This is a genomic window from Staphylococcus sp. 2S1 (assembly GCF_046721335.1).
Lineage (GTDB): Bacteria > Bacillota > Bacilli > Staphylococcales > Staphylococcaceae > Staphylococcus > Staphylococcus equorum_A.
The window spans coordinates 2,346,610-2,367,659 of record NZ_JBEUUJ010000003.1 but is presented as its reverse complement, the minus strand read 5'-3'; the positions used below and the strand labels follow the sequence as shown (position 1 = coordinate 2,367,659).

Below are 21,050 nucleotides of genomic sequence, written 5' to 3'. Positions count from 1 at the left end.
TAAACATGAATTACCTAGATAGCTTATATTGGATACATGAAAGAACTAAATTTGGCATTAAACCAGGCATTAAGCGTATGGAATGGATGTTGGAACGATTAAACAATCCTCAATTTAATATAAATGGTATTCATGTAGGTGGCACGAATGGAAAAGGATCCACAGTTGCATATTTAAGATCAGCGCTTGTTGATAATGGATATGAAGTGGGTACTTTCACTTCGCCATTTATTGAAACCTTTAATGAGCGTATAAGTTTAAATGGGATACCGATTAGTGATGATAATATTGTTGAATTAGTTCAAAAAGTAAAGCCAGTAAGCGAAGCATTAGAAGTTGAAACAGAGCTTGGAACAGCCACTGAATTTGAAATCATTACTACGATGATGTTTTTATACTTTGGTGAATTACACCCAGTTGACTTTGTAATAGTTGAAGCGGGATTAGGGATAAAAAACGATTCAACGAACGTTTTTAAACCGATATTAACAATTCTCACAAGTATAGGACTAGACCACATTGAAATTCTAGGGGATACTTATACTGATATAGCAAAAGATAAAGGCGCAATCGTCAAACCTAATACACCAATTATCTATGCAGTGAAAAATGAAGATGCGCTTAAAGTAATTCGTGGTTGTGTTGAGCAACAGAATACTGAAGGTATAGAGTTTGATCGCGATATTAGTATCGTTTCACAAGAAGAAGAATTTACTTATCGTTATAAAGACTATGAATTAGAAACCTTACTATTAAATATGTTGGGTGAGCATCAAAAAGAAAATGCGGCTTTAGCAATAACTGCACTTATTGAACTAAACGAATCAGGCATTGTTGATTTAGATTTCAACAAGATGATAGATGGTATTGAATCAGTAAGTCGGACTGGGAGAATTGAGCAAGTTAAAGAAAAGCCTTTGATGATTGTTGATGGCGCACATAATGTTGAAAGTGTTGAGGCTTTGATTAGTACAATGAAGGATTATTATCACGTTGATAGTCTAGATATCTTGTTTTCTGCAGTAAAAGGGAAGCCAATTAATACGATGGTAGACCAACTTAAAACAATTGCTTCAACGTTTTATGTTACTGATTTTGATTTTCCTCGTGCATTAACTAAAGACGCTATTTTTGAAGAAATACGATTTGATCAAAAAGAACTTGTTGATGATTATGTGAAGTTTATTGAAACATATGAAGGTGATGGATTAATCATAACTGGAAGTTTATATTTCATTAGTGAAGTTAAAGCAAAAGTTAATTTTTAGATTTTATTAAACAATAGTGAAACTGTGCTGATTTTAATTAAATAAAGAGTTATTCAATAAGAAAGCTAGTTATTATTTAGCGTTATTGAGTCAGGATTAATGATTTATTCTGACTTTAATGTAAAAGTAACTGGCTTTTTTATATAATAGTTTTATGAAAAGTGAAGATTTGTTTGATTATTTGTGTAAATTGTAATTAATGTGTCGTTTAACGCGAATAATTATTGTTGATTTTTTAGCTATTTAGCAATTCCTATTTTAATTTGTAATAATATGATAGTATTTAAAAAAGGGAGGGAAAGATTAACATGACAGAAAAGAAATTTCCAAAGGATGCAATGCGCGTACTGAAAGAAACAAGCCGTACGTTTTATATTCCGATTACCTTTTTAGAAAAAGAATTAAAACATTCAGTAGCATCTGCATATTTAATACTACGAGCAATTGATGAGATTGAGGATCATGAAGAAGTAGATAATGATTTAAAATATACAATTTTAATGCAAGTGAGTGAATTGTTTAAAGAACCTTTTGATGAAGAAAAATATCTAGAGATTCTTGGCCCTGTGAGAGATATTATGCCTGAAGTTACACTACGTTTAAGTGAGTGGATAGACGCATGTCCCGACAGAACTTTGCCAATCGTTTTAGATTGTTCGAGCGAGATGGCATTCGGTATGGCTAAATGGGCGAAAGCAAACTGGGATGTTCATACACGCGAAGATTTAGATGAATATACATATTACGTTGCAGGGCGTGTCGGTGTCATGCTATCAGAGCTATGGGAATTGTGTGTCGGTGAAAAAACAGACCGCGATTTAGCCATTGGTTATGGACGTGGACTTCAAGCTGTTAACATTTTACGAAATGAGAAAGAAGATTTAGATGAACGTGGTGTGAGTTTTGTACCGGATGGTTGGACTCGTGCAGACCTGTTTGATTACGCAGATGAAAACTTAGCAAAAGCAGATGCATATATCAATTCAATCCATAAGAGAACGATTATATTATTCGCACGTTTACCATTAGCGCTTGCACATAAATCTTTGAAAGCTATGAAAAATGGCCGTGAAAAAATAACACGTAAAGAAGTCGAAGAAACAGTAGAAGAAGTTAAGAAAAAATAGTATCGAAAAATAATTATTTACTTTATTTTTAAAAGTAACAACAACAAATAACATATTAATTAATAAATACAGAGTGTCTGATTGTGTCTTTCTGTATTCCCTAGTTAAATATGCATATAATTATTACACATACATAAGCGCGTAATTTCTATTTTATTTAAATGCTTTTCCCTTTAAATTGTAGAGATTACAGCGCTTTTTGTGTACTGAAAATTCATTTTAACAAGTTTGCAATTAAAATTTTTAATTAAGTGATAATTTTGTTATTAAATTAAAATGGACGTGCTATAATTTTTATAAGGAGGCACATCATTGATTAAACAACTTTTATTATGTCCAGTTCTATTTAGTTATTTGTACCAGTTGAGCCATGTAAATCAATTAAGGTTAAAATACTTTACCTTACGTTCTCGTTGTGATTATTGTCAAAGCGTACTTAAATTTACCGAAATGATACCAATTTTAAGCTTTTTGTGTTTAAAGGGAAGAAGCAGTTGCTCGTCAAAGTAAGTTGAGTTCTTTATATTTAATTGGAGAATTATTATCTATTGTTCCCGCATTTATACTTTCTTACTTATCATTTCCTTTAGATCACACCACCTTTATACTTATATATATATTCCTACTTGTATTTACTATGTATGACATCAAAACTTTTGCGCTGCCACTCCATCTGTACATTATATTTTCGTTATGTGCCTATTTTATTGCACAAGGAAATGTATACCACTGCTTAATCATGACTACGATATTACACCTTTTTTATTTTTTAATACGTCACGGCATTGGTTACGGTGACATACTTCTTTTTTCATTGCTATCTTATTTACTACCATATCCAGATTTTGTGTTAACAATGTTTTTTACGTTTATTTGTGGGGGGATTTTTGCTTTAGTTAGTATGATACTTTTTCGTAATTTAAAGCAAAGAATACCACTTATACCTTTTATTTTTGTTGCTTTTAATTTAACGATGGTGTCTCATCAATATTTAACTTTAGGAGAGGGTCTAATTTGAGAATAAATGAACTAGCAGATAATCAGAAACCGAGAGAACGTTTGTTAAGCTATGGTGCCTCGCATTTATCGCATGCTGAGTTATTAGCTATACTCATTAATACTGGTCGAAAAGGGAGTTCCAGTTTAGATATTGCAAACGAATTGTTGAAGACAGTTGGCAACTTAAAAGAATTAAAAAGGTTATCTATCAGTGACTTAAATAAAATCAAAGGTGTAGGTTTATATAAAGCGCTTATTTTGAAAGCAAGCATTTGAGTTAGGAGAACGCATGCATTCAGGTAGCGTAGACGATAAGATTCAAATTTCAAGCCCTAAAGATGTCGCAGATTTCATGATGGGCAAAATGGAGCATTTGACACAAGAGAAATTTATAGCGTTGTTTTTAAATTCTAAAAACGTAATTATTAAGCAAAAGACTATATTTATTGGCACTTTAAATAGCTCAATTGTACATCCAAGAGAAATATTTAGTGAAGCTGTTAAATGTGCGAGTAACGCCATTATTGTATTACACAACCATCCTTCAGGTGATGTTACGCCTTCAACCGAGGATATTAAAACTACTGAAAGGTTAAAAGAATGTGGTCAAGTGCTAGGAATTGATTTATTAGACCACATTATTATAGGTGACCATACTTATTTAAGCATGGTTGAAGAAGGGTATTTTGACTGAAGACTATTTGAGTAACTGAAATAATTTAGCCCTGTTTCCAAGTTTGACTCATTTACATGTGTAGAACATAAGCTACTTGTTCTATATTTTAAAAACATATTAATTTGATAATTAAAAGACCGTTTAGATTGTTGATTTTTTAAATATACTATATATTAAAGAAAGTTATGGAGGAGAACATTTATATGAGAGTCAAAAAAGTATATTTATTACTGATCCAATTTTTAATTATTATTTTATTAATGTCTTTATTATTTACTAAGTCAACTGCTATATTTGCAGTCATATTTGCTTTATCAGTCGCAATTCTTATTATACATATATTGGCGTCGAAGAACGCATGGAAAGTGAAAATCATGTTCGTTTCAATATACACTTTAATCTTAATTCTACAAGAAGTTTTTATAGCTTCTACATTTTTTAATAATAGTAGTATTTGGCTCGCCTTTTTAGTGAAAAATGTCTTTGGTATTATTATCATTTTTGTACCATTCTTTGTAAGATACTTACATTATATATACACACTTGAACATCAATTTTCAATGATCAGTAAAACATCAATTAGTTTTGATATGATTAGAGAAATAAATAACAAAAGGAACAGTTTAAAAAAGAATGTTAGTAAAAGTAAAACTGCTTTATCTAAAGAAAATATTCATGAAGTTGCGAATGATATTCCTAGGCATAGTTATATTAAATATTTAAATAGAAATTCACTGAGTGAAAGTTATTTCGCGGAATGTGAAAAAAGTTTAAATGATGAAAATTTGTATATTGTTTTATCTAGCACAGGTAGTTCTGCAAGTGAATTAATTTCACTTTTTACTCAAAAAAATTATAATCATGTTTCTCTTAGTTTAGATAAAGAACTGAAAACAACAATAAGTTACAATGGTGGAGAAAATTTAACTCTACCTGGATTAAACCAAGAACAATTAGAGTCTTTTAATAAAAAAAGTGACGCTAGTATAATGGTATATAAAATTAAAGCTACAAAAGAACAAAAGAAACGTATAATTGAAAAAATCAATGAAATAAATAACGCCGGCAGTGCTTATAATTTAGTAGGACTTGTAACTAAGGCATCTATTAGACCTAATATTATGTTTTGTTCTCAATTTGTATACAGCATTTTGAAAATAGCTAACCTTGAATATTTTGAAGCAAATAATACTAAGGTTAAACCTACTGATTTTGTAGAAAATGATTATTATAGAAAACTAGAATTTTGTTATGAAATTGCTTTTTAATATGTTATTTATAGAAAATTTATATACAAGATTTATGGGTAGTCTAAACTATTAAGAGGAGTGTAATATATGCATAATCGAAAAAAGTATAAAGTAAAACTTGATAACACAGCAATTATTCATATGGCTTCTCATAACAAAAGCTGGTTAAATATATTCAGGTTATCTTTTACTTTGAAAGAAGAAATAAATCCAGTCATATTACAAGAGGCTTTAAATGTAGTTACAGAAAGATTCCCTACAATTGCGACTAGAATATCCAAAGGTATGTTTTGGTATTATCTAGAACCAGTTTATAAAGCACCCAATATAGAAAAAGACACAAAACTATTAAAGTATATGTCTAAAAAAGATTTATATAAAAGTAGTTTTCGCGTATTATATTCAGAAAAAAGTGTACATGTTGAATTGTTTCATTCATTGACTGATGGTAAGGGTGGTATGGTGTTTTTGAAATCATTAGTTTATGAATACCTTAAACGAAAAGAAAATCTACATTTAAAAGATAGAGAAGATATACTAGATATTAATGAGCACCCTAGTAAAGATGAAATAGCAGACAACTATAAAGATATTAAAATAAAACAAAGAAATAAAGTTATTTTCAAGAATAACCAAGTGTACCAATTAAAAGGAAAGACAATAAACAAATTAAAAACAGAAAAATATATTATTGATATAGTAGATATAAAGAAAATAGCTAAAGACATGAATATAAGTTTAACTGTTTTAGTAGCTTCAATGATAATTATGGGGTTAATAAATCTGCAAAAAGAGGAAATGAAAATGCAAAGTCAGAAAGATATTAAAATCTTCTTGCCTATTGATTTAAGAAATGTGTTCCATAAAAACACGTTACGTAATTTTGTCCTCTATATGAAACCTCAAATTAATCCTAAAGTTCAAGATTATAGTTTAAATGAAATTATTAAAACTATTGATAATCAACTTAAGTCAGGATTATCAGAAGATAATTTACGAACAAGGATTCAAAAAAATGTGAGCATACAAAATAATATATTCATCAAAATGATGCCATTATTTCTCAAGCAAATTTTTCTTAAGCGTTCATTTTTATATAGTGAAAAAACAACATGTTTAACGCTATCGAATTTAGGATTAATTCGGATACCATCGGAAATGGATAAATATATAGATAGAGTAGATTGTATACTTAACACTAGATCACGGACACCATACAACTGTAGTATGTTAAGTTATGATAATAAGTTATATATAAATTTAATTAGAGACATTGAGCAACCGTTATTGGAATTGGAAATAAATAAGTTATTAAAAAAATTAAATATTAAGTATGAAGTAGAGAGTAATGAATACTAAAAACTAACTATATATCAAAAAAGAGACAAACTAATACAGTTATTTCTTAGTTTGTCTTTTGCCATTGAAAAAACAATATAACGATTATATAAATCAAAACATCCATCGGTTTTGATTGTCCAAATGTTTCCCCAGATTATTAAAGTATTAAAACGGGTAGAAATAGAAAGTAACGATTATATATAATCAGTTTATTTAGGCTGATTTTTAAATATATGGAAGAAGGGTAGGATTATTAATGACGATGTATGATGAGTTTCGTTTAAATGATGGATCAACTTTACCTCATATAGGATTAGGAACGGTTAATATTCAAGGCGGAAAAGGCGTTAATCAAGTAATAAATGCAATTGATATAGGCTACAGCTTAATAGATACTTCAACTAATTATAACAATGAAGGTATGGTGGGCGAGGCAATTCGTCGATCGTCAATACCTCGAGAACAGATTTATGTAAGTGCTAAATTACCAGGCGCCGCACATGAATATGATAAAGCTATTAATCTTATTCAAGAGTCACTTTATCGTACAGGCTTAGACTATTTTGATAAATATTTAATACATTGGCCGAATCCCAAACAAGGTCAATACGTTGAGGCTTGGAAAGCATTAGTCGATGCACAGAAATATGGTTTAATTAAAACAATTGGTGTTTCTAATTTTATGCCTGAACATTTAGATGAAATTATTGAAGCAACAGGAGTGACACCGACTACTAATCAAATAGAAATTCACCCGTATTTCAATAATAAAGATTTAATAGCAGAAAATGATAAAAGAGGTGTTTTATCAGAAGCTTGGAGCCCTTTAGGTCGTGAAATTAATGATGTTCTTACGAACGATACGATTAAGGCTATTGCTGATAAATATGAGCGTACACCGCTCAAGTAATTATTAACTGGGTTAATCAAAACCATGTATTTCCAATTGTTAAATCAAGTGATGATGTACATCAACAAGAAAACTATAATTATCTTGATTTTGAATTAGAACAAGAAGACTTGGATAAGATTGATGACTTAGATCAAGGTGAAAGCGGTCGTGTTGAAGATCAAAACCCACGTGAATATGAAGAATTTGTTTAAGCATTTAAAGTAACATTATATATTAAAGACATCCTGATATTGAAAGGGTGTCTTTTTACATATGATTGATTTGTTTTATGAGACACATTAATCTTCCGGTATGCGTCAAGGTAATGTATAATCAAGTTGTTATATAAGGAGGATTATATATTGGGAAGTATCTTATTAATCGGGTTATTGTTACCTGTAGTGTATCTTATGCAACTCACAAAAAAGCGCCAAGCAATTAATTTGAAAAAAACAGGTATTGCCATAGCTGTTTCAGTTATCGGGGTTGTTATTACAACTATATTATTCGTTGTATTTAATCATTCATCAACTTCAATTTGGATTTATTTATTGAGTGCTATAGTGGTAGCGATAATATGGGCACTATTATTAAGTGGCTGTTATTATGTTTATCAGGTGTTAAGTAATGGTGTAGGAAAGTAAGTAAATGACAAGTTTCTATAGTATATGTTAAGTTTTGCTAGTAGTACTTTATAGTTTTTACATATTTTAAGTAAAAGTATTAAATGTTTTAAATCTAATAACACAAAAATGCGCTTAATGGATAATTTAATCCTTAAGCGCTAAAATTTTAATTTATGAAATTGAAATAAGTGTTAAAATTCTCCATTAACCAAAGAATACCTTGGTAACCCAAATATATACATAACACAATAATTCCAATATATATTATAAATCTTAAAATTGATAAACCTACTCTAAATAGTAGTATGACTAAGAGTGCAAGCAGGATTATTGATAAAATACTCATTCTGTATTCACTCCCTTTAAAAACATTGTACTATGAAAATAGGGCGTATGCATCAGTCTATAGATAAGTTTTAAATACTTCTAGAGACTGATGATAATTCGACTGTGAAAAATTATAATATAGAGTGACTTAATAGGAGGATGGTTCATGCGGTTTATTTTCAGTATTGTAAAAAACATTATAGCTGTCATAGCGATAGTAGCAATTGTACTTTTCGCATTAAAATATGCACCTTTTTTAAAAGACCAAGAATGGAACCCAGTACATGATGATAAGCCATCTATGAATAATGAAGCACCTCAACAAAATTTGACTGGTGGCAAACGGTATTCAGTAGAAGATAATGACATCCTTAATAATGTACCGTTTAGTCAAACGAAAAATGTGTTTGATTGGATTAATAAAAAAGAGTTTATGTCAGTCTCAGGTTTAGAAAGAATGGGTTATACTGATGAATACTTGGTCGGTCAACGTGGCGATGAGTTTATTATCTATAAATTTGGCTCAGATTCACTTCGTGTTTATAAGACGGAAATTGAAATGGAACAAGATTTAAATCAATTAGGAGTGCATATTGAACTACAACCACAATCTAGCTACGAGTAATGCGTTTGAATTATAGGGTGAAATGCGTTAGCCTTAAATAAGTAAAAACGTTAAAGGTTGGTGTCCAATTATGAGTGAACAGTCTAAAGATAAGAAAATGGTCGAGCAAGCAAAAGCACAAAATTTATTTGCACGTTGGCGTAAAAAAGAAACATTATATGAAGAAGATGAGAAAAAAGCTAAAAAATCAACTGACGACAACAAATCAGATGAAAAAGAAAATGACTAAAGTAAGTTCACGTCTCTTATAGTAGAGGCGTTTTTTTTATAGTTTGAAACTTGAAGACATTTTGAATGCTTATATAAGCGTATATAAAAAGATTAAACATATAAGATATAAATAAATGTGTTTTCCTCAAAAAGTATTTAATATTAATTTTTAAACAAAAATAATATATTGAATTACTATTCGCAAAATCAAAACTTTTTAATACACTATTGACTATAAGTATTGTTATAATACAATGTATCGTTTAATTTATTACATTTTAATCAAATCTTGAAACGTATCCGTTTAATCTAGTTAAACTGTTGATTTAATATAGGATAAATTTTGTTATGGAATATCAGGGTTCGTGCTTTATTTCGTAACACTAGTGATATAAAATGGTAATAAGAATATAAAATAGTTGGTTAATAGAGGTGTTCAGGTTGTCAAAGTTTTTTAAAAACAACAAACTGATTGTTATACTGTGTGCAATCATTGTGTTTATAGCCTTAATTGGTGTATCTTTGCGTTCACAAACGCAATCACCAGTAGAACAGTATGTTGGAGATACTGTTGCTTTTGGTCAAAAAGCAGTTAGCTATCCTGTACATTTTATAACAGGATCTATCGGTAATCTCTTTGCAAAAGATAGTTCAGAAGAACAAAGTAGTAAGTTAAAGCAATTAGAAGCTGAAAATGAAAGACTAAAAGCTGAAAATAAAACTTACAAAAAAGAATTAGATGTTGAAGATATTTCAAAATATGAACCGATTTCTAGCACAGTATTATCTAGAAATCCTGATCAATGGATGAATACGTTGGTTATAAACCAAGGTTCTAAAGATGGAATAGAAAACAATATGGCTGTGATGACTTCAGAAGGGTTAGTTGGCCGCATCTCTAAAGTGAATCAATTCTCGTCTCAAGTGGATTTAATCTCAACGAACACACGTGCTAATCGATTGTCTGTAAACATTCAACATGATGGAGAAAACGTTTTTGGTTTAATAGATCATTATGATGCTAAGAATGAAGAACTTGTAATTACAGATATAAATAATAAAGATAGTATTAAAAAAGGAGATAAAGTTGTTACGAGTGGCTTAGCAGATCAACTTCCTAGCAGTATTTACATAGGTGAAGTATCTAAGGTTGAAAATGATGAGTACGGTCTATCTAAAGAAGTAAGAGTGAAAACAGCCGCAAGTTTAGCAGACTTAAACCACGTCTATGTTGCTAAAAGAGACCCAAAAACAATACCAGATAATGAAAGCGGGGATAATTAATGCGCGCATTATACTACTTTCTTATTGGTATTGTATTGTTTTATATTGATACTGCAATTGGGCTTGTTATACCAATGCAAATAGGAGATAAAGATATTATTTTCGTGCCACATTTAACGATCATGTACATTTTGATGCTAAGTGTGTATAGAAGTTTTGGTGTAGCGCTGGTTTTATCAGTAGTATTAGGTCTAATTACAGATTTATATTTCGGCAGCTTTTATGGTCTATACCTATTTGGCTATATTTTATTTGTAGTCATCATGGACTTTTTCTTCAAAATATTTTATAGAGATCATACAATGCTGTTTATCATTATTTTACTGAGTACAGTTTTCTTAGAAATTTATGTAGCAATTATGTATAGTATTTTAGGGCTTATTAATTTTGAGTTTATAGATTTTATTATATTTAGATTAATACCTACATTTATATTAAATTTAATTTTACTTACAATTTTATTCCCAATTATTATGAAATTCCTAAGAAAAGTGCAATTGAAGATTGACAGTAAGAAATCCTAATGCTAAAATGCAGTAGTTGAGTAGTTCATAGCTACATACAACCGCTCAGATTCAGGTTCAAGTACATTTATGTCACCTGCATTTGGCGTGACTTAAAATTATAGGAGGTGCAAAGTATGTTTGCTATTATCGAAACAGGTGGAAAACAATTAAAAGTTGAAGAAGGACAAGAAATCTTCGTTGAAAAATTAAATTTAAACGAAGGTGATTCATTCACTTTTGACAAAGTATTATTTGTAGGTGGAGACTCAGTTAAAGTTGGTGCGCCAACAGTTGAGGGTGCTACAGTTACTGCTACTGCTAATAAAGAAGGACGCGGTAAAAAAATCACTGTATTTACTTACAGACGTCGTAAAGACTCAAAACGTAAAAAAGGTCATCGTCAACCTTACACTAAATTAACTATCGACAAAATCAACGCTTAATTATGATTACTGTTGATGTTACATTGAACGAAGTCGGTCAAGTAACTGATGTTATTATGGATGGTCATGCAGAACATGGCGAATACGGGCATGATATAGTTTGTGCCGGTGCATCCGCAGTTATTTTCGGAAGCGTTAATGCTATCATGGGATTAACAAGCGAAAAACCAGACATTGATTACAATGATGACGGTGGACATTTCCACGTAAGAAGTGTCGATGCTACAAATGAAAAAGCGCAATTAATTCTTCAGGCAATGTTAGTATCATTGCAAACAATTGAAGAAGAATATAAAGAAAATATCAGACTAAATTATAAGTGAGGTGCAACCCAATGTTAAAATTAAACTTACAATTCTTCGCATCTAAAAAAGGGGTAAGTTCTACAAGAAACGGCCGTGACTCTGAGTCAAAACGTTTAGGAGCTAAACGTGCTGATGGTCAATACGTTACAGGTGGATCAATTTTATTCCGCCAACGTGGTACTAAAATCTATCCTGGTGAAAATGTTGGTCGTGGTGGCGACGATACATTATTCGCTAAAATCGACGGCGTTGTTAAATTTGAACGTAAAGGTCGCGACAAAAAACAAGTTTCTGTTTACGCAAGCAGCTGAGTAGTTTTTGTCACCATTAACACCAGAAGTTATGACTTCTGGTGTTAATTTTTTTGTCTTTATTTTCTAGTAGGCAAGATAATGATATAATATAAAAGATATGGAAATTAAGTTTTTAGAAAAAGAGGTGAAATCATGTTTGTCGATCAAGTTAAAATATCACTTAAAGCAGGTGATGGCGGTAATGGTATAACAGCCTACCGTAGAGAGAAATATATTCCATTTGGTGGTCCAACTGGTGGCGACGGTGGTAATGGTGCGTCAATTATATTTGAAGTTGATGAAGGATTAAGAACTTTATTAGACTTTAGATATCAAACACATTTCAAGGCTAATAGAGGTGGCGCTGGTCAAACGAGTAATATGCATGGTAAAAATGCAGACCACTTAGTTCTAAAAGTGCCGCCAGGCACAATTGTGAAAAATGTTGAAACAGAAGAAGTTGTTGCAGATTTAGTTGAAGATGGTCAACGTGCAACTGTAGCTAAGGGTGGTCGTGGTGGCCGAGGTAACTCTCGTTTCGCTTCTCCAAGAAACCCTGCACCTGATTTTAGTGAAAATGGAGAACCAGGTGAAGAAATAGAAGTTACATTAGAATTAAAATTACTAGCCGATGTAGGATTAGTAGGTTTTCCTAGTGTAGGTAAATCTACCTTGCTCTCAATAGTATCTAAAGCCAAACCGAAAATTGGTGCTTATCATTTCACTACAATTAAACCTAACTTAGGTGTTGTTTCTACAAAAGATCAAAGAAGTTTTGTAATGGCAGATTTACCTGGTCTTATTGAAGGTGCGTCTGAAGGTGTAGGATTAGGGCATCAATTTTTAAAACACGTTGAGAGAACAAAAGTTATTGTTCATATGATTGATATGAGTGGCTCTGAAGGTCGCGATCCATTCGAAGATTATAAAGTAATTAATGAAGAATTAAGTGCTTATGAACATCGTTTAGAAGAGAGACCTCAAATCGTTGTAGCAAATAAGATGGATATGCCAAACGCTGAAGATAATTTAGAAATTTTCAAAGAAGAATTGAATGATGATAGTATTCATATTATTCCTTTATCTACAGTGATGCATGATCATATAGATGAACTTTTATATGCAATTGCAGATAAATTAGAAGAAGTAAAAGACATTGACTTTAGTAAAGAAGAAGAGGAAGACTTGGGTGTTAACAGAGTGTTGTACAAACATACGCCGAGTCAAGATAACTTCACAATTACTAGAGATGATGATGCTCGCATACGTTGTAAGTGGTAAAGCAATCGAAAGAATGTTCAAGATGACTGACTTCAATAGCGACCCCGCAGTACGTAGATTCGCACGACAAATGCGTTCTATGGGCATTGATGAGGCGTTGAGAGCACGTGGTTGTGAAAATGGTGATATTGTAAGAATACTTGGTGGAGAATTTGAATTTGTTGAATAGGAGTGCTTAATTTGGACAAAAAAGACTATAAAAAGTTTTATTTAATTAGAGAAGATGTTTTACCAGAATCAGTTGTAAAAACTTTAAAAATTAAAGATGTATTAAAAAACGATCCGTCATTGTCCATATTTGAAGCAGTCAAACAGTTCGATTTATCTAGAAGTGCATTTTATAAATATCGAGATACTATATTTCCGATAGATGAAAAGATGGAATCAACGAGAGAGTTTACATTAATATTGTATGTCAATGATATTGTAGGCATGTTGGCACAAGTATTAAATACATTATCTAGTTTACAGTTATCTGTGTTAACAATTCACCAAAGTATTCCAATGGATGGTAGAGCAACAATCACACTTTCATTAGATGCCAAGGGCACGGATTTGGAAATTGATGATGTAATGGAAGCTTTAAAAATTATTGATCATATTTCTAAAGTAGAATTAATTAGTATGACTATATAAGGAAGTGTAAACGTGTACGCATATATTAAAGGCACATTAACAGTATTGAATCCTACGCATGTAGTAGTTGAAGCATCAGGTGTAGGATACGAGATTCAAACACCTAATTCTTATCGTTTTCAAAAACAAATGGATCAAGAAGTCGTGATTCACACTTCACTTATCGTAAGAGAAGATGCACAGTTGCTCTATGGTTTTATAAATCAAGAAGAAAAAGATATGTTTTTAAGTTTGATAAAAGTAACTGGTATTGGTCCGAAATCTGCATTAGCAATTTTAGCAAGTAGTTCTCCGAATGACGTCAAAATTGCCATCGAGAACGAAAATGATGCTTACTTAACACAATTCCCTGGAATAGGTAAAAAAACTGCGCGCCAAATTGTATTGGACCTTAAAGGTAAAGTACAGATTAACGAAGTAGATAGCAGTCAGCTATTAAACATGGGAATTGATAGTAATGGTGCAACTGCAATTGTTAATGAAGCAATACTAGCATTAGAAGCATTAGGTTATTCTAAACGTGAATTGACTAAAGTCGAAAAAACATTAACTAAAGAATCATTTGAATCGGTCGATGATGCAGTTAAAAGAGGGTTACAATTACTTATATCATAAATATTACTATATTTAAAAAGGGGGGAATGTAATGGATGATAGAATGGTAGACCAATCAGTACATGAAGAGGAAACTTCATTTGAACTTTCTTTACGACCAACAAGGTTACGTCAATATATTGGACAATCAGCGATTAAATCGAATTTAGAAGTGTTTATTAAAGCAGCTAAAATGAGACAAGAACCGTTAGATCATGTCCTATTATTTGGTCCCCCTGGATTAGGTAAAACGACTTTGTCTAACATCATTGCGAATGAAATGGAAGTGAATATTAGAACGATTTCTGGGCCGTCCGTAGAACGACCAGGTGATTTAGCAACGATTCTTTCTAGTTTACAACCAGGAGACGTTTTATTTATTGATGAAATTCACAGGTTAAGTAGTGTTGTTGAAGAAGTATTATATCCTGCAATGGAAGATTTCTTCTTGGATATCGTTATTGGTAAAGGAGAAGAAGCGAGAAGTATTCGTATAGACTTGCCACCTTTTACTTTAATAGGTGCTACTACAAGAGCAGGTAGTTTAACAGCTCCTTTACGCGATAGATTCGGTGTTCATCTCAGATTAGAGTATTACGAAGAACCTGAATTGGAAGAAATCATTGTGCGTACCGCAGAAGTATTAGGTACGTCTATCGATAAGGAAAGTGCAACAGAATTAGCTAAACGTAGTCGCGGCACGCCAAGGGTAGCCAATCGTTTGTTAAAACGTGTACGTGATTTTCAACAAGTGAAAGAAGATGAATCAATCAGCATAGATACTACAAAGCAATCTCTGCAGTTATTACAAGTAGATGATGAAGGGCTAGATTACATTGATCATAAAATGATGAATTGTATATTGCAAGCAGTATAAAGGTGGACCTGTTGGTTTAGATACGATTGCTGTTTCTATTGGAGAGGAACGCATTACAATTGAAGATGTATATGAACCCTTTTTAATTCAAAAAGGATTTATTGAGCGTACGCCAAGAGGACGGAAAGCGACACCTTATGCATTTGAACATTTTAGCAAGAATGGAAAGAGGGAATAAGTTTGGATATTGAAGCATTTGATTATCATTTGCCTGAAGCGTTGATAGCACAAACACCTCTGAAAAACAGAGATGAGAGTAGATTATTAGTTCTTGGCAGACAAACTGGTGATATTGAACATAAACATTTTAAAGATGTTATTGATTACTTAGATAAAGGTGACACGCTTGTATTAAACGATACAAGAGTAATGCCAGCTCGTTTGTTTGGTTTGAAAGAAGAAACCGGTGCAAAAGTAGAAATGCTAATGCTGACACAAATCTCTGGTAATGATTGGGAAGTATTATTAAAGCCTGCAAAAAGAATTAAGGTTGGTAATAAATTAACGTTTGGTGACGGTAAGATAGTTGCTGAATGTATTGAGGAGTTAAACCAAGGTGGTCGTATAATGAGACTACATTACGAGGGCATATTACAAGAGCGCTTAGATGAGCTTGGTGAGATGCCTTTACCTCCTTATATAAAAGAACGCTTAGACGATCAAGATCGTTATCAAACTGTTTACGCCAAAGCATCTGGTTCTGCAACCGCACCAACAGCAGGGTTACATTTTACTGATGAATTATTAAATCGTATAAAAGCAAAAGGTATTAACATTGCATTTATTACGTTACATGTTGGTTTAGGTACATTTAGACCTGTAAGTGTAGATAATATTGACGACCATGAAATGCATAGTGAATATTATCAAATGGACCAAGAAACAGCAGAGTTATTAAATGAAACCAAGTCTAAAGGACATCGTGTGATTTCTGTAGGTACGACATCAACTAGAACACTAGAAACGATTATGCAAACGAATGAGGTATTTAAAGCTCAAAGTGGCTGGACAGATATCTTTATCTTCCCAGGCTATACATTTAAGGCAATTGATGGTTTAATTACAAACTTTCATTTACCAAAATCAACGCTTGTTATGCTAGTATCTGCTTTTAGTAGTAGAGATTATATTTTAAATGCATATCAGCAAGCGGTAAAATCAGAATACAGATTCTTTAGTTTCGGAGATGCAATGTTAATTATTTAGGGAATGAAAGGAGATTTTATATGCCAGCAGTAACGTATGAGCATATTAAAACTTGTAAGCAATCGGGTGCTCGATTAGGTATTGTACACACACCGCACGGATCATTTGAAACGCCGATGTTTATGCCAGTAGGTACAAAAGCAACTGTAAAAACAATGAGTCCAGAAGAATTACATCAAATGGAAGCGAAAATCATTTTAGGGAACACTTATCATTTGTGGTTACAGCCAGGAAATGATATTATCAAAAAGAGTGGGGGCTTACATCAGTTCATGAACTGGAATGGTCCTATACTGACTGATTCTGGCGGTTTCCAAGTATTTAGCTTAAGTAATTTGAGAAATATTACTGAAAAAGGCGTAGAGTTTCGCCATCATAAGAATGGATCGAAGTTATTTTTGAGTCCTGAGAAAGCTACAGAGATTCAAAATGATTTAGGTTCAGATATTATGATGGCATTTGACGAATGTCCTCCTATGCCTGCCGAATATAAATATGTGAAAGATTCTATTGAAAGAACCACTAGATGGGCTGAAAGATGTTTGAAAGCACATAAGAGACCTGATGATCAAGCTTTGTTTGGGATTATACAAGGCGGAGAATATAAAGATCTTAGAAAACAAAGCGCTGAGGAATTAGTTGCTTTAGATTTTCCAGGATATGCAATAGGTGGCTTGTCTGTAGGAGAGCCTAAGCCAGTGATGTACGATATGGTGACACACACAGAACAATTTATGCCGAAGGACAAACCACGTTATTTAATGGGTGTGGGTTCACCAGATGCATTAATTGAATGTAGTATTCGAGGTATAGACATGTTTGACTGTGTACTACCAACACGTATCGCGCGTAACGGTACTTGTATGACTTCACATGGACGAGTGACTATTAAAAATGCTAAATATGCAGAAGATTTTGGACCACTTGATGAAAATTGTGACTGCTATACTTGTAAAAATTATAGTAGAGCTTACATAAGACATTTAATTAAAGCAGAAGAAACTTTTGGTATTCGTCTTACTACTTATCATAATTTACATTTCTTGCTAAAATTAATGGAAAATGTACGACAAGCTATTCGTGAAGATCGTCTTCTTGATTTTAAAGAAGAATTCTTTGAACAGTATGGACTTAATGTAGACAACCCAAAAAACTTTTAACAAGGGAGAAATAAAATAATGCAATTTACTTCATTAATATTACCAATTTTATTATTAGCATTAATGTGGTTTTTCTTAATCAGACCACAGCAGAAAAGAGCGAAAGAGCATCGTGAAATGATTAGCCAAGTAAGTTCTGGCCAACATGTAACTACAATCGGCGGTATCAAAGGTACTGTTCGTGCAGTAGATGAAACTACAGTAGTATTAACTTTAAATGGCAATGGTACTGAAATTACTTTAGAAAAACCTCGCTATAAAACAAGTTGATCCTTCATAAATAAAGTAAAGAACTGATATGAAAATATCAGTTCTTTTTTTATTAACATATTCTACTGAAACATTCATAGAAATCATATATACTTTCTTAAACAATATGTTGATATAGTGTTATAATTTAAAATGACCTAGTATATAATCATAACTTAACGTATAAACGAGTAATATTTTTGTAATAATTTAAAAAGTTAATAACGCTTACAATTAAGTTATGAATACAAAATAGTTGAGTTAGTTTTTACACACGTTGTAATATGTTAAGATAATAAGGTCGTTTAGAAGAAAGTATAGATTGTATAAAATTGCATTAAAATGATTTAATCAAGTATTCTTATAACATAAGCTTACAATGAGGTGTTCAAGTGAAGAAGAGTAGTAGAATAGTTGCATTCATAGTGCTCGTAGGTCTGTTGTTGGGAGCTATGGCATTTACTTATAAGAGTGTAGTTAAAGACGTTAGCCTTGGTTTGGACTTGCAAGGTGGATTTGAGGTCTTATATCAAGTAGATCCTTTACAAAAAGATGATAAAATTGACGATAAAGCGGTTAAATCAACAGCGAAAACGCTTGAAAACCGTGTCAACGTCTTAGGTGTTTCCGAACCAAAAATTCAAGTCGAAGATAAAAATAGAATTCGTGTTCAACTTGCGGGTGTTAAAAACCAATCTGAAGCCCGAGAGGTCTTATCATCACAAGCAAATTTAACAATTCGTGATGCGGATGACAATATCAAATTGACTGGTAAAGATATCCAAGCAAGGTTCAGCAAAACAAGAATTTAAAGAGAATACGAATCAACCAACAGTTACTTTCAAATTAAAAGATAGTGATAAATTCAAAAAAGTAACTGAAGAAATTTCGAAAAAAGATGAAAACGTCATGGTTGTTTGGTTAGATCACGAAAAAGGTGATTCTTACCATAAAGAAGTGAGTAAAAAAGATCCGAAATTCGTTTCAGTCGCTTCAGTAGATAAACCGATTAATTCTGATAGTGTTGAAATTTCAGGTGGATTTAATGGTGAAGAAGGCATCAAAGAAGCAAAACAAATTGCTGATTTATTGAATGCAGGTTCCTTACCAGTAGATTTAAATGAGATTTATTCTAATTCAGTCGGTGCCCAGTTTGGTCAAGACGCATTAGATAAAACAGTGTTTGTCGCTATAATTGGTATTGCAGTAATTTATCTATTCATGTTAGGTTTCTACCGTTTGCCAGGTTTAGTAGCAATTATTGCGCTAACGGCGTATATATATTTAACAATGCTAGCATTTAACTTTATATCTGGTGTACTTACATTACCAGGTTTAGCGACCTTAGTGTTAGGTGTCGGTATGGCTGTCGATGCGAACATTATAATGTATGAGCGGATTAAAGACGAGCTCAAAATTGGACGGACACTCAAACAAGCTTATAAAAAAGCGAATAAGAGTTCTTTCTTAACCATTGTCGATGCACAGTTAACAACTGTGATTGCGACCGCAGTGTTGTTCTTCTTTGGTGAAAGTTCAGTTAAAGGTTTCGCAACTATGTTACTCATCGGTATCTTAATGATCTTTGTAACAGCAGTGTTCTTATCAAGATGGCTATTATCATTACTAGTGTCATCTAATTACTTCAAAAAATCATATTGGTTATTTGGTGTAAATAAGAAAGAAATCTATAATATCAATGAAGAAAAAGACGTCCATGATTTGAAAACGCCATATGAACGTTGGGACTTTATGAAATTGGCTAAGCCATTGTTATCATTAAGTGTCCTTATTATTATTATCGGTGCTATCATTCTCTTCATTTTCAAATTGAATTTAGGTATTGATTTCACAAGTGGTACGAGAGTTGATTTTGAATCTGAAAATAAAGTGTCAGAGGAAAAAGTGACTCAAACACTTGAAGATAAAGATTTCAAACCGACTCAGGTTTCACTTGGTGAAAATGGTCAAAATGCTACTGTACAATTTAAAAATGATTTATCTAAAGATGAAGTTGCTAAAATTAAGAGCACTATAGATAATGAGTTTGGTAATGATCCAACAGTCAATACAGTTTCACCAGTGATTGGTCAAGAACTTGCTAAAAACGCCATGTTTGCACTTATATATGCTCGCTATTGGTATTATTATCTATACTACATTTAGATTTGAATGGCGTATGGGACTATCATCAGTACTGGCACTACTACATGATGCGTTTATCATTGTTGCTGTATTTAGTTTATTTAGATTAGAGGTAGATATTACCTTTATCGCAACAGTATTAACGATTATTGGTTACTCTATCAATGATACGATTGTTACATTCGATAGGGTCCGGGAGAACTTACACAAAGTAAAAGTGATTACGAAAAAATCTCAAATAGACGATATTGTTAATAGATCGATTCGTCAGACAATGACACGTTCTATTAATACAGTTTTAACAGTAGTTATCGTAGTTATTTCGTTACTAGTATTGGGTTCACCAAGTATCTTTAATTTCTCATTAGCATTACTTATCGGTCTGATTTCAGGTGTGTTCTCATCTGTATTTATCGCAGTACCGTTATGGGGCATTATGAAGAAACGTCAACTTAAAAAATCAGACGATCATAAGATTGTCGTTTATAAAGAGAAAAAATCAAATGATGAAAAAATCTTAGTATAACTTGCACAGGATGTAAGTACTTTGAATTCTAGTGTCAATTATAACTAAAACATTTCAAATAAAGTGAAACAGCTCGAATTAAAAATTCGGGCTGTTTTTTTATGATTTTAAAAGGTATTAACAAATAAAGTAATTTTAAATACGAATTATAGTTAATAAGCTAAAGTAGATTACTTTTCATGTTAAGATGTATTTGTGAATTTT

19 protein-coding genes, 6 pseudogenes and 1 other annotated feature are annotated in these 21,050 nt (G+C 31.9%); of the genes and pseudogenes, 24 read left to right on the top strand and 1 reads right to left on the bottom strand.

Annotated features, from left to right (window positions below):
- The first annotated feature begins 5 nt into the window (after positions 1-5).
- From ABLV90_RS12385 to ABLV90_RS12345, 9 genes and pseudogenes are all read left to right on the top strand, one after another.
- Positions 6-1,268: a bifunctional folylpolyglutamate synthase/dihydrofolate synthase gene (locus ABLV90_RS12385; protein WP_460872709.1), complete on the top strand. Its 1,263-nt coding sequence runs from the start codon at positions 6-8 to the stop codon at positions 1,266-1,268.
- A 308-nt stretch (positions 1,269-1,576) separates the two neighbouring features.
- Complete coding sequence (locus tag ABLV90_RS12380; RefSeq protein WP_460872708.1) at positions 1,577-2,395, top strand: squalene/phytoene synthase family protein; 819 nt, start codon at positions 1,577-1,579, stop codon at positions 2,393-2,395.
- Between the two features lie 312 nt (positions 2,396-2,707).
- On the top strand, positions 2,708-2,905 hold the full coding sequence (locus tag ABLV90_RS12375) for a prepilin peptidase (RefSeq protein ID WP_460872707.1): 198 nt from the start codon (positions 2,708-2,710) through the stop codon (positions 2,903-2,905).
- A gap of 127 nt (positions 2,906-3,032) precedes the next feature.
- Positions 3,033-3,413: a hypothetical protein gene (locus ABLV90_RS12370; RefSeq protein WP_460872883.1), complete on the top strand. Its 381-nt coding sequence runs from the start codon at positions 3,033-3,035 to the stop codon at positions 3,411-3,413.
- A pseudogene (radC, locus tag ABLV90_RS12365) lies at positions 3,410-4,088 on the top strand (RadC family protein). The gene ABLV90_RS12370 and the pseudogene radC overlap by 4 nt, the downstream one beginning before the upstream one ends.
- 185 nt (positions 4,089-4,273) lie before the next feature.
- A complete protein-coding gene (locus ABLV90_RS12360) occupies positions 4,274-5,338 on the top strand; it encodes a hypothetical protein (RefSeq protein WP_460872706.1) in 1,065 nt (354 codons plus the stop codon).
- A 69-nt stretch (positions 5,339-5,407) separates the two neighbouring features.
- A complete protein-coding gene (locus ABLV90_RS12355) occupies positions 5,408-6,679 on the top strand; it encodes a hypothetical protein (RefSeq protein ID WP_460872705.1) in 1,272 nt (423 codons plus the stop codon).
- Positions 6,680-6,917: 238 nt separating this feature from the next.
- Positions 6,918-7,765, top strand: a pseudogene (locus ABLV90_RS12350) (aldo/keto reductase).
- Positions 7,766-7,915: 150 nt separating this feature from the next.
- A complete protein-coding gene (locus ABLV90_RS12345) occupies positions 7,916-8,197 on the top strand; it encodes a hypothetical protein (protein ID WP_427704285.1) in 282 nt (93 codons plus the stop codon).
- Positions 8,198-8,345: 148 nt separating this feature from the next.
- Here the strand turns inward: ABLV90_RS12345 and ABLV90_RS12340 are convergent, their stop codons facing one another.
- Positions 8,346-8,525, bottom strand: a complete 180-nt coding sequence (locus ABLV90_RS12340; protein ID WP_071561853.1) for a hypothetical protein — start codon at positions 8,523-8,525, stop codon at positions 8,346-8,348.
- A gap of 147 nt (positions 8,526-8,672) precedes the next feature.
- On the opposite strand from ABLV90_RS12340, the gene ABLV90_RS12335 reads away from it, so the two are divergent.
- From ABLV90_RS12335 to secDF, 15 genes and pseudogenes are all read left to right on the top strand, one after another.
- Positions 8,673-9,131: a DUF4930 family protein gene (locus ABLV90_RS12335; RefSeq protein WP_460872704.1), complete on the top strand. Its 459-nt coding sequence runs from the start codon at positions 8,673-8,675 to the stop codon at positions 9,129-9,131.
- Between the two features lie 70 nt (positions 9,132-9,201).
- Entirely contained in the window at positions 9,202-9,360 is a 159-nt protein-coding gene (locus ABLV90_RS12330) for a hypothetical protein (RefSeq protein WP_460872703.1), read from the top strand.
- A 422-nt stretch (positions 9,361-9,782) separates the two neighbouring features.
- Positions 9,783-10,625 carry a rod shape-determining protein MreC gene (mreC, locus tag ABLV90_RS12325; protein ID WP_285323317.1) on the top strand — a complete coding sequence of 281 codons (843 nt, stop codon included), beginning with the start codon at positions 9,783-9,785 and terminating at the stop codon, positions 10,623-10,625.
- Complete coding sequence (gene mreD, locus ABLV90_RS12320; RefSeq protein ID WP_427704287.1) at positions 10,625-11,149, top strand: rod shape-determining protein MreD; 525 nt, start codon at positions 10,625-10,627, stop codon at positions 11,147-11,149. Before mreC ends, mreD begins: the two co-directional genes overlap by 1 nt.
- 29 nt (positions 11,150-11,178) lie before the next feature.
- Positions 11,179-11,252: a sequence feature (ribosomal protein L21 leader region), on the top strand.
- A 13-nt stretch (positions 11,253-11,265) separates the two neighbouring features.
- Entirely contained in the window at positions 11,266-11,574 is a 309-nt protein-coding gene (gene rplU / locus ABLV90_RS12315) for a 50S ribosomal protein L21 (RefSeq protein ID WP_065338186.1), read from the top strand.
- Positions 11,575-11,576: 2 nt separating this feature from the next.
- Complete coding sequence (locus ABLV90_RS12310; protein WP_460872702.1) at positions 11,577-11,897, top strand: ribosomal-processing cysteine protease Prp; 321 nt, start codon at positions 11,577-11,579, stop codon at positions 11,895-11,897.
- An 11-nt stretch (positions 11,898-11,908) separates the two neighbouring features.
- Positions 11,909-12,190, top strand: coding sequence for a 50S ribosomal protein L27 (gene rpmA, locus ABLV90_RS12305; RefSeq protein WP_460872701.1), 282 nt, complete (start codon positions 11,909-11,911; stop codon positions 12,188-12,190).
- A gap of 135 nt (positions 12,191-12,325) precedes the next feature.
- Positions 12,326-13,622, top strand: a pseudogene (gene obgE / locus ABLV90_RS12300) (GTPase ObgE).
- Between the two features lie 11 nt (positions 13,623-13,633).
- Positions 13,634-14,089 (top strand): ACT domain-containing protein, encoded by a 456-nt coding sequence (locus tag ABLV90_RS12295; protein WP_040762881.1) that lies wholly within the window; start codon positions 13,634-13,636, stop codon positions 14,087-14,089.
- A 12-nt stretch (positions 14,090-14,101) separates the two neighbouring features.
- The gene (gene ruvA / locus ABLV90_RS12290) at positions 14,102-14,704 is read left to right on the top strand and encodes a Holliday junction branch migration protein RuvA (RefSeq protein ID WP_427704288.1); all 603 of its coding nucleotides are present in this window, start codon (positions 14,102-14,104) and stop codon (positions 14,702-14,704) included.
- Between the two features lie 31 nt (positions 14,705-14,735).
- Positions 14,736-15,738: pseudogene (ruvB, locus tag ABLV90_RS12285) on the top strand (Holliday junction branch migration DNA helicase RuvB).
- A gap of 2 nt (positions 15,739-15,740) precedes the next feature.
- Positions 15,741-16,766, top strand: a complete 1,026-nt coding sequence (gene queA, locus ABLV90_RS12280) for a tRNA preQ1(34) S-adenosylmethionine ribosyltransferase-isomerase QueA (RefSeq protein ID WP_460872700.1) — start codon at positions 15,741-15,743, stop codon at positions 16,764-16,766.
- 20 nt (positions 16,767-16,786) lie between these two features.
- Positions 16,787-17,926 carry a tRNA guanosine(34) transglycosylase Tgt gene (gene tgt, locus ABLV90_RS12275; RefSeq protein WP_427704293.1) on the top strand — a complete coding sequence of 380 codons (1,140 nt, stop codon included), beginning with the start codon at positions 16,787-16,789 and terminating at the stop codon, positions 17,924-17,926.
- 18 nt (positions 17,927-17,944) lie between these two features.
- Positions 17,945-18,206 (top strand): annotated as a pseudogene (gene yajC / locus ABLV90_RS12270) (preprotein translocase subunit YajC).
- Between the two features lie 361 nt (positions 18,207-18,567).
- A pseudogene (secDF, locus tag ABLV90_RS12265) lies at positions 18,568-20,846 on the top strand (protein translocase subunit SecDF).
- Positions 20,847-21,050 lie beyond the last annotated feature (204 nt).